Consider the following 15,967-nt stretch of genomic DNA (forward strand, 5'->3'; position numbering starts at 1 on the left):
CAGGGCGACCAGCCCGCGCACCACGGGCAGCAGGCGTGCGAGCTCCGTCTCGGCGTCGACGGGCTCGGCGCCGGGCCGGGTGCTCTCGGCACCGACGTCGATGATCGCCGCCCCGGCCTCGAGCATCGCCCGGGCGCGTTCCACGGCGGTGGCGACGTCGTCGGCCAGGCCGTCGCCGGAGAAGGAGTCCGCGGTCAGGTTGACGATGCCCATCACCAGGGGCTCGTCCAGGGTCAGGCGACGACCGCGCAGGTGCCAGACCGGCGCGGCGTCCCGGACGGCCAGGACCCGCTCCAGCTCGTCGGCCAGGGCGCTCAGGCCGAACTGTTGACCGCGCAGCTTGGCGCAGAGCTGATACAGTTGGGCCAGGCTGCCGCCGAGGATCACGTCGGTGGTCTCGGTCCGGCGCACCACCAGATCCTTGTGCACGGCGGCTTCGGCACCGACGACGAGGGCCTCCTGCTTGAGGATCGTCGCCGTGGCGAAGCGCAGCCCGGCCAGGTGCAGGGTGACACCGCGCAGCTTGGGCGCCATGATCTCGACGCCCTTGGTGGAGACACCGGCCCGCGCCATCAGGCGGCGGGCGTCGTCGGGGCCGTCCAGGCGGCAGACGCGGGGTTGAGTGTTCATCGTCCCCCTCGGGATCCGGGGTTGAGGTTTGATCCAAACTCACGGCGGGCGGCTGGATGACCGCCCGCTGTGCTGCGTTCCCGGCTGGTGTGACGGGTCGCCGGGAGGCTAGTCGTCCTCGTCGTCGCCCTGTTCGTGGGCCGGGGAGTAACCCAGGGGCGGCTCCGGGGCTGTTTCGCCCTCGTCGCCGGGCCAGACGGCCACCGGTTCATCCTTTTTGAGGCGCTCCTCGCGCTCCTTGTCGCGCTCGCGCAGATACTCCTCGCGCAGGGAGGGCAGCTCGCGGTCGTCGGCGGGGAGGGCCTCACCGCGCAGCAACATTTTCAGCTCCTCGCCGTCGATGGTCTCGCGCTCGATGAGGATCCGCGCCAGGGTTTCCAGGGTTTCCCGGTGTTCTTCCAGCAGCCGGGTGGCGGTGCCGTGGGCCTCCTCGACGATCCGGCGCACCTCGTCGTCGATCAACTGGGCCGTCTTCTCCGAGTAGTCGCGGTGCTGGCTGATCTCCCGGCCGAGGAAGATCTCCTCGGATTGCTCGCCGAAGGTCAGCGGTCCCAAGCGCTCGCTCATCCCCCAGCGGGTGACCATCTTGCGGGCCAGCTCGCTGGCCTTTTCGATATCGTTGGCGGCGCCCGAGGTGCCGACCTTCAGGGCCAGCTCCTCGGCGGCGCGGCCGCCCATCAACATGGCCAGGCGCTTCTCGAGGTAGGCGGCGTCGTAGTTGACCCGTTCCTTCTCCGGCAGGGGCATGGTCAGGCCCAGGGCCCGGCCCCGGGGGACGATGGTCACCTTGTGGACGGGATCGAAGTCGGGCAGCAGGGCGGCGACCAGGGCATGGCCGGCCTCGTGGTAGGCCACCACCCGCTTGTCTTCCTCGTCCAGCTTGCGCGAACGGCGCTCCGGCCCCAGCATGACCTTGTCCCGCGCTTCCTCCATCACCTCCTGGGTGATCTCGGACAGGTCGTAGCGGGCGGCCAGGATGGCGGACTCGTTGATCAGGTTGGCCAGGTCGGCGCCGGAGAAGAAGGGGGTGCTGCGGGCGATCTTCTTCAGGTCCACGTCGTCGCCCATCGGTTTTTCCCGGGCGTGGACCTTGAGAATCTCGTAGCGGCCGTCGAGGTCGGGCATGTCGACGATGACCTGGCGGTCGAAGCGCCCGGGGCGCAGCAGGGCCGGATCGAGGACGTCGGGGCGGTTGGTGGCCGCCATCAGGATGACCGACTCGTTGGTTTCGAAGCCGTCCATCTCGATCAGCAACTGGTTGAGGGTCTGCTCGCGCTCGTCGTGACCGCCGCCCAGCCCGGCGCCGCGCTGGCGGCCGACGGCGTCCAGCTCGTCGACGAAGATGATGCAGGGCGCGTTGCGCTTGCCGGTGTTGAACAGGTCGCGGACCCGGGAGGCGCCGACGCCGACGAACATCTCGACGAAGTCCGAACCCGAGATGCTGAAGAAGGGCACGTTGGCCTCGCCGGCCACGGCCTTGGCCAGCAGGGTCTTGCCCGTGCCCGGGGGACCGACCAGGAGGATGCCGTGGGGGATCTTGCCGCCCAGCTTCTGGAACTTCTTCGGGTTGCGCAGGAAGCCGATGACCTCGTTGAGTTCTTCCTTGGCCTCGTCGCAGCCGGCGACGTCGTCGAAGGTGGTGCGGTTCTTGGCGCGGTTGATCAACCGGGCCTTGGACTTGCCGAACTGGAAGGCCTGATTGCTGCTGCCGCGCATCCGTCGCATCATGAAGAAGAACAGCACGAAGATCAGAATCACCGGACCCAGGGAGATCAGCAGGGTCCAGAGCATGCCGCTGCCCGTGTCCTCGGTGACCTCGACGCCCTGTTTGACCAGGCGGTTCATGAACTCGCTGTCCGCCGCCGAGTAGCTGACGGTGAAGTCCTGGTAGGTCTGCCCGTCCGGCGTCGTCTGCGGCTCGGTGAAGGCCCCGTGCAACTCGCCCTCGGTGACGATGACGCTCTTGATCACCCCGGCCTCGAGGTAACGCTCGAAGGCGGAGTAACTGATCTCGCGCCCGCCCCCGGGCGAACCGAAGAACTGGAACAGCAGGATGACGGCGGCGAGGATGATGATCCAGGGCAGGATGCCTTTGAGTACCTTGTTCAGGGTTGCTCCTTGGTTGCTCGGCCGGCCGGCGGGAGGTGCGTCGACCCGGGGTTCAGCAAAGCGACCCGTGCTGGCGGGCCTTTTGCGAAAAAGCCGCGCCCGCCGTGCTGTCACAGGATGCCGTCGCGCCGGGGGACGCCGGTGTGTTTTTAATACGAGGGCGGTGTGGACATAGTTGCAATCGACACCGGGGGATACTACCAGCGTTCCGGGCGGCGCGTCAATATGCCTCGACCGTGGTGAAAGCCGTCAGGCCGTTTTGCGCGACACCAGGCAACTGAAGCCGCCGCGACCGCTGCCCTGGGCGCAGCCCGGGATGGCCAGGGGCCGTCGCGGCGGCCCGAGGAGGGTCTGGGCGAAGAAGGGGGCGCTGAAGCCGGCCGCCAGCGTCAGCTCCTCCAGCTCGGCGGCCGTGTGAAAGCGGGCCCGGCTGTAGAAGGGATCACCGTCCGCGGCCGCCTCGGCGTAGCGACGGCCCAGCGGACCGGCGGCGTCGATGAAGGCCAGCAGCAAGAGGCCCCGGGGCGCCAGCACCCGATGGAGTTCCTCCAACACCCGCGCCGGCTCGGCGACGAACCCCAGCACGCCGACGGCCAGGGCGGCGTCGAAAACCGCGTCGCCGAAGGGCAGCTCCTCGCCGACGGCACGGACCACGGCGGGCAGGCGCCGCACCCCGAGGGTGTTCATCGCCGCCGCCGGTTCGCAGCCGACCTCGACGCCCAGCGCCGCGCCGAAGCGACCCGTCCCGCTGCCCAACTCCAGCCGCCGACCCCTCGTCGGCCAGTAGGTGCGTAACAGGTCCAGTTCCTGGGCGAACAGGCGGGGGTGCTCTTCGTACCAGGCCTCGTAGCGCTCGACCTCGTTCTCGAAGGGATCGCTCACGCCGTCTCCCCGGACTCGAGGGCGGCGATGTAGGGCAGGTTGCGGTAGCCCTCGGCGTAGTCCAGGCCGTAGCCGACGACGAAGGCCCGGGTACGCAGGGTAAAACCGACGTAGTCGGGCGCGACGTCGGCATCGCGCCGACCGAGTTTGTTCAGGAAGACACACAGGCTGACCGGACGGTCGTACTGCTCGTTCAACCAGTCACGCAACCGCTCCAGGGTGTGGCCGGTGTCGATGATGTCCTCGACGATCAGGATCTCCTCGTCGGGCCGGGCCGCGGGCAGCTCGCCGAAGAAGTCGACGTCGCCCGGGGTGGTGCCGTCCTTGTAGCTGGAGAGGACGACGACCTCGTAACGGATCGGCAGGCGCAAGCGGCGGACCAGGTCCGCCAGGAAGATCAGCGAGCCCTTGAGGATGCCCAGCACCAGCAGTTTGCGCCCGGCGAAATCACGGTTGATCGCCTCGGCCAGCTCCTGCACCCGGGCGGCGATTCGCTGTTCGGGGATGATTACGCGCATGCCTTCCGTCCATTCTCGATGGTTGATCGACCAGCGCCGCCCATGATAACAAAAACGCCGGGCGGCGGCGTCGATGCTCCGGGGTTAAGATGGATAACGACGACCCAGCGGTCAGGCCCCGCCGTCCTCCAACCCCAGGGGGTGGGCGGTGACCAGGGCCAGGTACTCGTCGCGGATCTCCAGGGGGTCCGTCAGCAGGACCGCATAACTGCGGGCCAGGGAGGCCAGCAGCTCGTCGAGGAGCTTGCCCAGATCGAAGACGCGGCCCGATTCGCTGAACATCGTCGTCGCCGTTTCGCGGACCTCGACGGGGAGCTGCTCCCGGGCGAAGTTGACGTTGACGCCCACGCCGATGACGACGAAGGAGCTGCGTTTTCCGCGAATCTCGGTTTCGGTCAACACCCCGGCGAACTTGCGCCCCCCGGAGTATAGATCGTTGGGCGGTTTCAACCGGACCCGCAGGTAACGGGAGAGCGGAGCGTGCAGGGCCACGGCGGCCAGTTGACTGAACAGGTCGTTCTCGGCCGCCGGCAGGTCGGGCCGCAGCAGAACGCTGAACCACAGCCCGCCCAGGGGACTGCTCCACGAAGCCCCGCGGCGGCCGCGTCCCGCCGTCTGGCTACGCGCCGTCACCACCAACCCCTCCGGCGCCCCGGTGCGACCCACGCGCAGCACGACGTCGTTGGTCGAGGTCAGGCTCCGGTAACGCTCGATGCGCCAATCGATCAGCTTGTTCATCTCGCGCTGCGCTTCCTCGAGGAAGGCCTGGAGGATCGAACCGTTCTTCTTCATCCAGGCTTCACACTGCTGGAGAAAACGGCCGCCGCGCAGCGCCCGGTTCAACGTTGGAGCGCAATCGACCACCCGCCGGTTCCGGCGGCCCGGGCGTACGAAGTGTTAGGGGAGCTGCGGCGGACGTTTTTTCGGGCCGGTTCAGCGCCGGCCGGTGGCGACGTTGATCAGCTTGGTCAGGCCGCGGATGGTTTCGAAGAGGGTCGAGCCGAGTTTGAGGGCGGGCAGCAGGCTGGTGGCCAGGTTGCCCTCGCGCAGTTCGATGGCCCGCACCAGGGTGGGCACCTCGCCCTGGGGTATGCCGGCGGCGACGAGTTCGATCAGTTCCTTGACGTCCTCGGCGTAGTGATCGCGGCGATAGAGGCTGGTGCGGTAGAGGAAGACCAGGTAGCGGTGGAGTTGATCGCGGAAGTCTTCGTCGCGGTAGCGTTTGGGCAGGTTACTGGCCAGGTAGGCGTGGATGCGTTCGGGGGTGTTGGCGGCCAGGTTGCCGAGGATGCGCAGCTCGCCGGGGGCCATTCCGCCCAGCAAGGGGATCAGGTTGGTGGCCATGGCCTCGTCGAGGGTTTTCCAGGCGTCGAGGCCCATCTGGGTCTCGACCTGGACGTCGGCCAGGATGGTGATCAGCGGTGCGGTGCCGATGTCGCGGTAGGCGCGAACCAGGCGGGCGAAGCGGAAGAGGGTGTTCTCTATCTGGTCACCGAAGTCGCTCTGGCGGGTGGCCAGGCCGAGCTGCTCGTAGACCATGGACTGAACGTGGCGACGCACGGCGTGACGCTCGGCGCGTTCGTCGCTGGGTGAGTGGAGCTCGACGAAGGCCAGGCGGCGCCGTGTCGACTGGCTGAGTTTCTCCATCCGCGCCGGACCGTCGGGATCGTTGAAGGTGGCCAGCAGGCGGAAGTCCTGGGGCAGGGGGATATCGACGGTCTCGCCGGGGGAGCTGACCACGGGGATGCGCAGGTGGTCGGCGTCGGCGGAGGCCAGGAAGTCGCTGAGCAGGCTGGTCCAGTCGCAGTTGTCGAGTTCGTCGATCACCAGCCAGACGCCGTCGTAGCGGGCGCCGTTGGGGGCCTGGTAGGCGTTGCGTTTGTAGGAGGAACCTTCGGCGGTATAGTTCTTGAGCACGGTGCGGGTCAGCACGCCGGAGACGGCGGAGCCGCCGTCGGGCAGGGGGTAGACCTGGCCGAGGAGATCGTCGGCGCCCCAGGTGGACATGGTCTGGACGATCTCGGGGTAGATGTTCCAGATCAGGGTGGGGATCAGGCGGGCCAGGGTGGATTTGCCGCAGCCCGTCGGGCCGCCGATGATCACGTGTTTGCCGAGGAGCAGGTTGGTGATGATGTGGGCGATCTGCTCGGAGTCGATAACCAGGTGTTCGCGGATCTTGCGGATGCCCGTGGCGACGTCCCGGGGCAGGGCCAGGGGCTGTTCCTCGGGTTCGGGGGTAGTCCGGCGGCGCCGTTCCCGGTCTTCGGCGCTGCGCAGCAGGGTGTCGACGGTGGGGATGAGTAAACGGTCGGGGCGGGATTCGGTATCGTCGTCGGACGGGCGACTCCCGGCGTGGGGCTCCTCGTCGTCCTCGGCTGCGGCGGGGCGAGGAGGGGCGGATTCCTCGAAGAGGTTGATACCCCGCAGGTCCCGGGATTTGGAGCGTGGGGTCTCGGGCTTGAGCGGCGGCAGGTCGGGGAACTCGATCTTCTCGGCGTCCGTCTCTTCGTCCTCGCGCTCGAGCTCCCGGCTGGTCAGGGCGGGCTCGGGAAGCCGGTCGGCGTCAGCGGGCTCCGCCGTCGACGGCGGACCGGAGAGGGCCTCCAGGGGCTCGATGATCTCATCGAGGGGGCCCGCGTCGCCGGCGGGCGGGGCCGAGGGTTCGGGTTCCGGATCGGGCGTCGATGTGGGCGGCTCGGTGGTCCCGTCGCTACCCAGCGGGGTGCCCTCGAGGGCCCGGGCGATGTCCTCGGTGGTGGGCAGGGAGGCGCGGAAGTCCGGAGCGGTCCCGGGCGGTTCCTCCGCCTTCCCCGCCTCCTCCGGGGGGGCTGCGGCGGCCGGGCGAGCTTCGGGTTTTTCCCAGAGCGGCGTCGCACCGTCGTCGGAGGGGCTGATTTCCGGCGGCGGCTCGACATCGGAGCCGGCGAAAGCGGGCTCGGCGGCGACGGCTTCGGCGGTGGCGTCGTCGGGGGGCGGCGTGATCTCCGAGCCGCTGAAGGCTGGCTTCTCGACGGGACCGTCCGCGGCGGCCGTTTCGTCCCGGGGCACGGGCGGCGGGGCCTCACCGACGGGGGGCGGCTCGAGGTCCGAGCCGGGGAAGTCGGTGGCGGTGGGCTCCGTGGCGGCGGGTTCCGTGGCGGCGGGCTCCGGCGGCGGTGTGATCTCCGAGCCGCTGAAGGCGGGTTCCTCGACGGGGCCGTCCTCGTCAGTCGCCTCGTCCCGGGGCACGGGCGGCGGGGCCTCACCGACGGGGGGCGGCTCGAGGTCGGAACCGGCGAAAGCTGGTGCGGCGGGCTTCGCGGCGGGCCGCTTGACGGCGGCTTCGCCCCGGGGCTCCGTGGTTTCCTCTTCCAGGCCGGCCAGTTGGCGGCGCATCCGGTGCAGGACGTCCCAGTCGATGCCCAGCTCGAGGAGCTGGCGTTCCTCCTCGCCCAGGGTGTCGTCGTCGATCTCCCGCTCGAGGTCGAAGCTGTCCTCGTCGGTGTGGGTGACGATCCCGCGCCGGTCGCCGCCCAGCTCGACCTTGACCTCGCCCATGCTGCGTCGCTCCTCGGAATCCTCCAGGTCGAGGTCCGGGGCGTCGATGATCAGGGAACGATCGCGCCGGTCGACGCGCAGTTCGTGCTCGGCTTTATCAGACACGGCGCCGATCCGACGGGCCCGCTCCTCGTCCAGGGGGAAGCCGACCCCCCGGCCCTCGACGATATCGAAGGCCAGCTCGCCACTACGGGCGTCCTCGGCCACGGTCTCGGCGACCCGGCGCTCGAAATCGCGCAGTTTGGTGACCACCTGGCGGCGCTGGGCTTCGCCGGCGGTGCGCGAGACCCGGTCCAGCGTCTCCAAACGTCGGGCCAGGTTGGTCTTGCGGAATTCATCGTACTGGGCGCGCGGTAGAATAAAGCCCTTGGAGAAGCGGTTGTCGAGGGCCTCGAGAAGATCGTCGCCGTAAGGGAGGACGAGATAGTCGTTGGGTTCGGGCAGCTCGGCGGGCGGGATGGTCTCCATCGAGACCAGCTTGATCCAGCAGGCCGAGTAGATGCGGTCGGCGGAGCTGCGCCGGAAGGGCAGCAACTCGTCGGGCTGGGGTACGAAAGAGCCGTCGGGGTTGTAGAGCACATCCCCGATCCGGGCCCGCAGCCGGAAGATCTGCTGACCGGCCTCCCGGGGGTTGGCCACCGGGAAGAGGTGGACGGTCCGGCCGCTCTCCAGCACCCGGTCCAGCAGTCTGATGTAGGTCAGCGACAGACGCTGGGTCCACCAGGCGTGGCCGCCCTCGTCGATGACGCGGCTGTACTCCTGCTGGAGGGCGTCCATGCCGCCGACGCTCGCGAACTCGACGGGTCGCCAGATGAGATGCAGATCGGGCAGGAATTCGTCCATGGTCTACCCCGGGGAACGGTGGGTGGCGTCGGGATCGTCGTCGAGGAAATCGAGGGCCAGATCAGCCGCGGGAGCGGAATGGGTCAGTGAGCCCGCGGAGATGATATCGGGACCCAGGGCGGCCAGCTCCGCCAGGGAATCATAGTCCACGCCGCCGGAGACCTCGCTGAGCACCCCGGCCGTACGGCAGCGCTCCACGGCCCGGGCCAAGGTCTCGCCGCGCATGTTGTCCAGCAGACAGATCTCGGCTCCGGCGTCCAGGGCCGTCACCAGCTGCTCCAGGTCCGTCACCTCGACCTCGAGGCGCAGGCTGTGGGGCGCGGCGGTCCGGGCCGCCTCGACGGCCGGACGCACCCCGCCGGCGGCCAGCAGGTGGTTGTCCTTGATCAACACCCCGCCGGCCAGGTCGTGGCGGTGGTTACGGCCCCCGCCGGTGCGCACCGCGTACTTGTCCAGTTCGCGCCAGCCGGGCAGGGTCTTGCGGGTATCGACGAGGCGCGGCGGCCGCGGCGGGCGCCGGTCGGCGGGTGTACGCTCCCAGGCCTCGTTCAGCCGGGCGACCCAACGGGCGGTCAGCGTGGCCACGCCGCAGAGCCGGCCGAGGAAGTTCAGCGCCGTGCGCTCCGCCGTCAGCAGGGAGCGCGCCGGGCCCTCCACCCGGGCGATGAACCCGTCGGCGCCGGCTTCGGCGCCTTCGTCAGCCCGCTGCGTCAGCGAAATCGCCGGATCGACGGCGCTGAAGACCGCCGCGGCCACGGGCAGGCCGCAGACCACCAGATTCTCCCGGGCGACGATGACGCCCCGGGCGCGTCGCTGCGCCGGGACCGCGGCCAGGGTGGTGTAATCGGCGGCGCAGCGGTCCTCGTCGAGGGCCAGCTCGATCAGGCGGTGTATGCGGGGGGACGGGAGCACCCGACTACGCTCCAGGGTGTCGGAGGTCGTTTCATCGTCACGCGGCCGAACCGGGCGCGACAGCCGGGGCGAACCGAGCCGCCGCAGTCGAGCCGGAGCGGCCCGTCAGCGCGTAGTTAAAACCGCAAGGGATCACATACGATCATGGACCAATCAGGCTGCTGTTGGGGTAATCTAGCCTGCCGGGATCGTTTCTTTGGTTGAAGCTGAACGACCCTTCCCTGCTAAAGAGCCTGAAGGTGCGCTTTAAGACGCAGTGGTCGGATAATAGGCGGTGTTTGGCGTCGCCCCAGAAGTTCTCAAGGCCGTTGCTTGCCGCCAACCAGGGTCTTGTCATGATTGATGCGCCTGTGCGGAAGCCGTTGAGCGATAGCTTGTTACAGGCCTTCCAGCCGTCGGAGTAGACGTTCGAGTCCAGCTCGGCCTCCCGATCGGCGGCGATGCGCTAGTACTTGCCGAATGTATTGGGATGGATGCCGACCTTGTTGGCCGCTCGGGCCGTGGTTGCTTCAAGCCACAACAGCGCGGCGATCAATTCACGCTATTCTACGGCGCTCGCACTTCCGCCGCCCGTCACCTAACCTGTTGTTATAGCGATAGTTACACTTCGCGCAGGTGACGTGCCTGTCGGGATTACACTTTGAGCCGGCGGCCACAGCGCCTCCATTGCTCATGACGTGACGACAGCCCGTTAACTCTCGTGAAGACAAGATAATCACAACATATGACGACCCATGAGCGTTAGGGTATCCCAACCGCTTTTAGCGGATCTTTCGACCCTTAGCGCTTACGTGCCAACTATATCAATGTCACGGGCGAGGGTCAAGACGGGGCGAACCTTGGCCGATGACTGGTCATCGACCAGCCTGGGTGATATACTTTACCTAATAAAACCCAACCGTTGATGCAATCCCCGGCATGCCCGCCAAACCCCTCGTCGGGTGAATCGTCGGGACAATGAAAACGTCGATTCGCCAGACGTTCAGGGAGGTCGTGATGCGCCGCCTGCTCAAAACCGTCGGATCGTTGACCGCAGCGGTTATGTTGGTCGTCTCCGTCGGACCCGCCCTCGCCCAGGGGCGCGCCCTCGGCGAGGTCGTCGACGTCGTCGGCCGGGTAACCGTGACCCGCGGCGGAGTCACCGAGAAACTCGACCGCGGCGACGAGCTCTACACCAACGACATCGTCGAGGCCACCCGCAATTCGTCGGCCGAGATCCGCCTCGGCAACGGCCACCACGTCAAGCTCCGCGCCAACACCCGCGTGCGGATCGTCAACACCAGCACCAGCTTCGACCTCGAGGCCTACTACGGCGGGGTGCTGGCGGCCATCAACCGCAACGAGGCCGACGCCGACGGCTTCCGCGTCTCCAGCCGCAGCGCCTCGGGCGCCGTGCGTGGAACCCTGTTCGCCGCCGAGGTGGCCGAGGACGGCGCCACCACCTTCAAGGTCCTCTACGGTGAGGTCGAAACCGCCGACGCCGCCGGCGAAAGCAGCCTGCTGCTCGAGGAGGGCACCAAGACCACGGTCGAGCCCGGGGCCGTCGTCGGCGAACCCGTGGCGCTCAGCGCCGCCGAGATCTCCGAGCTCGAGGCCTGGGCCGGCTCCCTGCTGACCATGTCAGGTGTCGCCGCGGCCGGAGCCGCCGACGACGCCCTGACCACCCTGACCGAAGGACTCGAGACGGGTGGCGCAAGCGGGATCGGTGCCGGCGGTTCCTTCCCCTGGGTCATCGTCGGCGCCGTCGGCGTCGTCGGCATCACCGCCGCCGCCGTCTACTACGGCGCCGAGGACGAGGAGACCGACGACGGCTCCTACATCAACGTCGAGGTCTCCTGGTAGGCGGTCCGGTAGTCTTGCCGGGCTGAACAGCACACCCCGGTGGGCCAAACATGATCCGGAGAAAAGCACCTTGAACCCGGTCGGGTCTGCCTGAGTCATAAGCGCCGCCCGCCACCGCAAACCGCTGCTGTAGGGCCGGAAAACGACGGGATAACAACTGGTTACCAGCCGACCCGGGGCTGCCGGGTCCGGGAAATGACGCTGGCCAAATTCAAACCGATTAACAGAGCGCGGGTGCGCTGCGGCAGGTTAACGACGCCTTGTCCGCCGCTCGGCGCGGGTGGATGAGCTTCACGATCGATCGCCAAGCACGATCGATCGCCAAGGGTGAGGAGAGAGCGATGAAGAGGTACGGCCTGTTGCTGACGGCTTGTCTGGCGGCCCTGCTCGCCGGTTGCGACGTCGCCGGCGTCGAGACCTTCCGTCCCGCCGGGGTGGAGCTCGAGCTCGAGCTGGAGCCCGCCGGCGGCGCCGAGATCGATCAGGTCCGCGTCCGGATCACGGCGAGCGACATCGCCGAGGAGATCTGGGCCGAGTTGAGCGTGGGCGACGGTTCGGCCGCGGGTCGCGTCGAGTGCCCGGCCGGCTACAACCGCCTGATCGAGGTCGACGTCTACGACGCCGGGAGTGTGGCCTTCACCGCCGCCGGTCGGGTGGACCTCGCCGAGGAGGAGACGCGGACGGTCAGCCTTACCGCCGCCGCCGTCGACGATCCCCGCCTGCAGGTCCGGGGTCGTCGGGGCGCCTTCGGCGACCGCGACTGGCAGTACCGCCTGCCCACCGGCGTGGCCGCGGGCGGCGGCGGGGTCTACGCCGTCGATCCCGAGGCCGGCTCGCTGACGGGCTACGACGCCGAGGGCGCCGTGCTCTACAGCGTCGGCCCGAGCGAAGTGGACGGCTACGCCCCGGCCACGGTGACCTACCTGGCGGCGGCCGACACGGTCCTGGCGGCCGATCCCGTCAACGTCCGTCTCGACACCTTCTCCGCCGCCGACGGCGGCCACAGCGGCAGTTGGGAGCTCCCCGACGGTTTCGGCGAACCCGGCGGCTTGGCCTACTGGAGCGGGGAGCAGCGGGCCCTGGTCATCGACGGCACGAACAGCCGGCTGCACCTCTTCGACCTCGACGGCGCGCACCTGGACGACGAGTCTCTGGAGGACGGAGCCGGGCAGACCCTGGACAACCCCGTCGGCCTGGCGGTGCTGGAGGACGACGGTTACGGGATCATCCTGGCCGTCTCCGACGCCCTGGTCGGCGAGGTTTACCTCTACTACTACGACGGCGCCCTGGAACCCCTGGGCCGGGCGACGGGGGGCGATCTGCAGCAACCCCTCGGCTTGACCCGGGCGGGGGGCTACCTGATCGTCACCGACGCCACCAGCGCCGAGCTGGCCGTCTACGACTACCTCGACGGCGCGGCGACCCACCTCGGCGATTACGGCGCCCCCGGCGAGCGCCTGGGCGCCTTCACCCTGCCCTCGGGGGTGTCCTGGGGCGACGGTCTGCTGTGGATCGCCGACAGCGGCAACCACCGCCTGCAATACCTCGAATTGCCCGGACGATGAGCCTCCCGCTCGCTGAGCGACTGGCGGCCTTTCTGGACTACGCCGCCCGGGAACGGGAGTTGTCGCCCGCCACCATCGCCGCCTACCGGCGGGACCTGGCCGCCCTCGGACGCTACGCCGCCGGGGCGGCCAAACCGCATCCCCTCGAAACCGCCCGGCCCGAGGACCTGGTGAGTTTCCTGCGCTGGGAGCGCTCCCGGGGCCTCAGCGAGACGACGCTGCGCCGCCGGCTGGCCACTCTGCGCTCCTACCTGGCCTTTGCTGAAATCGAGGGCTATCCCGAAGCCCTGCTGCGTCCGCCCCGGCTGCCCGACCACGTCGACGTCAAGCCCCGGGACCTGGACCCGGCCGTCGTCGAGACTCTGCTGGCAACCGCCCGGCAGCGCGTCGACGATGTTCGTCGGCGGCTGGCCCGACGCGAGGCCGCCCTGCTGGCCGCCGTCGAGCTGCTGCGCCGGGGCCTGCTGCGACCCGCCCGGCTCCGACGGCTGCGAACCGCCGACCTCGTGGAAAACGGGCTGTACCTCGACGGCGGGCTTCTGCCCCTCGGGGAGGGGCTGACGGCCGCCCTGCGGCTGTCGGCCGCAGCGGACCCGCAGGGCCCGCTGCTGGCCCCCCTCGACGACCGGACCTTCCGCCGCGAGCTCCAAAAACTGCCCGGCCGGCCCACACCGACGAGCATCGTCGACGACCCCGACGACGGCCGTTGGGACGAATTCGTCGCCGAACTCCGCGGACGTCTGCGCCACCTGGCCCCTGACCTGGACCTCGGACCGGCCGCCGTGGTCCCCGCCCCGCCGGCCTACCGGATCGCCGTGCGCGACTGCGCCCTGCTGGAGCTGCTCTACGCCGCGGGGCTGCGCGTCAGTGAGGCTCTGGGGCTGGTCTGGCGGGCCGTCGAACTCGACGGCGCCTACCTGCGGGTCCGGGGCAAGGGCGGCCGCAACCGCGTCGTGCCCTTCGGCGAGGTGGCGGCCGGCTGGCTGCGCCGCCTGCGACGGCGGTCACCCGGGGCGACCGCCGAGGATCAAGTTTTCCGCACCGCCACGGGCCGGGCGCTGGACCGCCACGCCGTCTATCGACGACTGGGTCGTCTGGCCACCGCGGCGGGTCTCGAAGCTCCCGGACCCCACCAACTCCGGCACAGCTTCGCCACCCACCTGCTGGCCGGCGACGCCGGAGTGCGCCTGGTCAGCGAACTCCTCGGCCACCGACGCTTGAGCGAGACCCAACGCTACACCCGGGTCGAGGTCAAACGTTTGCAGCAGGCCCACCGCCGCCACCCCCGCGCCCGACCGAACAACAGCCTTCCCGGAGAATGATGCGCCCGGAGCCCGTCAGCCTGGTTTCCTCGCCCTCGCCCCGGCGCGACTGGCCGGCCTGGTTGATGGTCCTCGGTTTATGCGTGCTCTGCCTGGCGGCGGCGCTGCTCCTCGACCCGGCCCCGGAGCGGCCCCTGCTGCAGCGTGGCCTGACCGCCTGGCTGATCTCCGGCGAGGAGCCGACCTCACTGGTGCGCGGCCTCTGGCCGGCGGGCTATCCCATGCTGCTGCGCGGGGTCAGCGAGATCGTCGGCGACGGACTGCTGGCCGCCCGGCTGCTGGCCGCGGCGGCCTTCGGCTTACTGCTGGTGGGCGTCTACCGCCTGGTGCTGGCCCTGACCAAGCGCCGCGGTCTGGCCCGGGCCACCCTGCCCTTCGTCGCCCTGTTCGCGCCCCTGGCCGGGACGGCGCTGACGGCATCGCCGGGGCTGATCTACGGCGCCCTGGCCCTCTGGAGCGTTTACGCCGCGGTCACCTCCCGGGGGCGCAAGCTGGGCCTGTTCAGCAGCGGGCTGTTCGCCGGTCTGGCGTACCTCTTCCGCTACCAGGCCCTGGCCCTGCTGCTTTTCGGCCTGCTGGCCGCGGTCCGGCTGCACCGCAAGAACTGGCTGGCCGAGCTGGGCCTGTTCCTGGGCGGTTTCTTCACCGGCGCCCTGCCCCAGCTGCTGCTGGCCGCCCTCGTCCACGGCAATCCCTTCCACCAGTACAGCTTCCGTATCTTCGGCTGGGAGATCTTCGGCGGCGCCGACGAGAACAAACTCAACTTCTGGTGGCTGCTGACCCAGCGCCCGCTCAAACTCCTCGGCCACTGGCTGGGCGGTCTGGGGCTGCGGGCCTGGCAGACCCTCTGGCCCATCGGCGCCCTGGGCTGGTGGGGCCTGTGGCGTAACCGCGGCCGCCTCGATGAACTCGATGAGAACCAGCTGGCCGTCACCGCCCTCGGCGGCGGCGTCCTGGTCCTGGCCAGCGGCTTCAATCCCCACACCTCCGGCGTGGCCGAAGCCGCCCTGGCCGCCCTGGGGCCGGCCCTGGCCATCGCCGGCGCCGGGCTGTGGTTCCGCAAGCGCAACTGGCTGATCCCGGCGGCCACCCTGCTGCTGGTGCTGGTCAAGCTCGGCTACCCGGAGCTGGAGGACCGCATCGGCGCCGCCGTCGAGCGCCGGGAGATCAACACGGTCGTCTTCGAACTCGCCGAGCAGGTCGACGCCGACACCCCCGAAGAGGTCGCCTCGACCACCTGGCTGCTCTACGACCCCGACTCGCCGCGCCTGGTCCCCGCCCTCTCACCGGCCGAGGAGCTGGCCCTCGACCCCACCCTGGGCTACGCCCGCCCCTGGGCCCCCGACAGAGCCGAGGAGCTGGTCAGCTTCGCCCGGGCCACCGGCGCCGAGGTCGTCGTCTTCAGCGCCGAGCAGACCCCGCCCAAGCTGATCCCCGGCCTGCTGCTGCTGCGCCGGGTGGCGGGGATGAACGTCTACACAATCATCCCGCCCTTCGACCCCGCCGGACCGGAGGGTGCCGCCCGCATCCCCTAAACCCGTGACACCCAGGCCCGAACCGGCACGGTTTTTGCCGAGGCGGACCGTTGGCATCTTGCCAACGGTCGCCGAGATGCAAAAACCGTGCCGGTTCGGGCCGGATTGTACCCCGCCTTCCCGGGACCCGGATCTGCGAGCCGCTTGGGCGGGCGGGGATGAGGGGGTGACGGGAAGGTGCCGGTCGAGGCGCGGCCCGCGCCGCCGCGGATCGACAAGACAGCGGATAACTGTTCCGCAACGGACCGCTATGTCGATAACCCAACCAGCTA

11 protein-coding genes are annotated in these 15,967 nt (G+C 69.5%); 4 read left to right on the plus strand and 7 right to left on the minus strand.

Annotation, left to right across the window (positions count from 1 at the left end):
• From GF399_12035 to nadC, 7 genes are all read right to left on the minus strand, one after another.
• A partial coding sequence (locus GF399_12035; GenBank protein ID MBD3401041.1) for a dihydropteroate synthase occupies positions 1-630 on the minus strand: 630 nt, incomplete at its 3' end.
• A gap of 108 nt (positions 631-738) precedes the next feature.
• Positions 739-2,475, minus strand: a complete 1,737-nt coding sequence (gene hflB / locus GF399_12040) for an ATP-dependent zinc metalloprotease FtsH (protein MBD3401042.1) — start codon at positions 2,473-2,475, stop codon at positions 739-741.
• A gap of 513 nt (positions 2,476-2,988) precedes the next feature.
• The gene (locus GF399_12045; protein ID MBD3401043.1) at positions 2,989-3,621 is read right to left on the minus strand and encodes a methyltransferase domain-containing protein; all 633 of its coding nucleotides are present in this window, start codon (positions 3,619-3,621) and stop codon (positions 2,989-2,991) included.
• Positions 3,618-4,139 (minus strand): hypoxanthine phosphoribosyltransferase, encoded by a 522-nt coding sequence (hpt, locus tag GF399_12050; protein ID MBD3401044.1) that lies wholly within the window; start codon positions 4,137-4,139, stop codon positions 3,618-3,620. Before hpt ends, GF399_12045 begins: the two co-directional genes overlap by 4 nt.
• Positions 4,140-4,250: 111 nt before the next feature.
• Positions 4,251-4,931, minus strand: a complete 681-nt coding sequence (locus GF399_12055) for a biotin--[acetyl-CoA-carboxylase] ligase (GenBank protein ID MBD3401045.1) — start codon at positions 4,929-4,931, stop codon at positions 4,251-4,253.
• 141 nt (positions 4,932-5,072) lie between these two features.
• Positions 5,073-8,519, minus strand: coding sequence for an AAA domain-containing protein (locus tag GF399_12060; protein MBD3401046.1), 3,447 nt, complete (start codon positions 8,517-8,519; stop codon positions 5,073-5,075).
• 3 nt (positions 8,520-8,522) lie between these two features.
• Positions 8,523-9,431, minus strand: coding sequence for a carboxylating nicotinate-nucleotide diphosphorylase (gene nadC / locus GF399_12065; GenBank protein MBD3401047.1), 909 nt, complete (start codon positions 9,429-9,431; stop codon positions 8,523-8,525).
• 957 nt (positions 9,432-10,388) lie between these two features.
• On the opposite strand from nadC, the gene GF399_12070 reads away from it, so the two are divergent.
• The 4 genes from GF399_12070 to GF399_12085 all read left to right on the plus strand — a co-directional run bounded on the left by GF399_12070 (position 10,389) and on the right by GF399_12085 (position 15,695).
• Positions 10,389-11,273, plus strand: coding sequence for a hypothetical protein (locus GF399_12070; GenBank protein ID MBD3401048.1), 885 nt, complete (start codon positions 10,389-10,391; stop codon positions 11,271-11,273).
• 341 nt (positions 11,274-11,614) lie between these two features.
• The gene (locus tag GF399_12075) at positions 11,615-12,838 is read left to right on the plus strand and encodes a hypothetical protein (GenBank protein MBD3401049.1); all 1,224 of its coding nucleotides are present in this window, start codon (positions 11,615-11,617) and stop codon (positions 12,836-12,838) included.
• Positions 12,835-14,160 (plus strand): tyrosine-type recombinase/integrase, encoded by a 1,326-nt coding sequence (locus GF399_12080; GenBank protein MBD3401050.1) that lies wholly within the window; start codon positions 12,835-12,837, stop codon positions 14,158-14,160. Before GF399_12075 ends, GF399_12080 begins: the two co-directional genes overlap by 4 nt.
• Positions 14,157-15,695 carry a hypothetical protein gene (locus GF399_12085; GenBank protein ID MBD3401051.1) on the plus strand — a complete coding sequence of 513 codons (1,539 nt, stop codon included), beginning with the start codon at positions 14,157-14,159 and terminating at the stop codon, positions 15,693-15,695. The genes GF399_12080 and GF399_12085 overlap by 4 nt, the downstream gene beginning before the upstream one ends.
• The last annotated feature ends 272 nt before the right edge of the window (positions 15,696-15,967 follow it).

The sequence above is a fragment of the Candidatus Coatesbacteria bacterium genome, assembly GCA_014728225.1.
In the GTDB taxonomy this organism is placed as follows: Bacteria; RBG-13-66-14; RBG-13-66-14; order RBG-13-66-14; family RBG-13-66-14; genus WJLX01.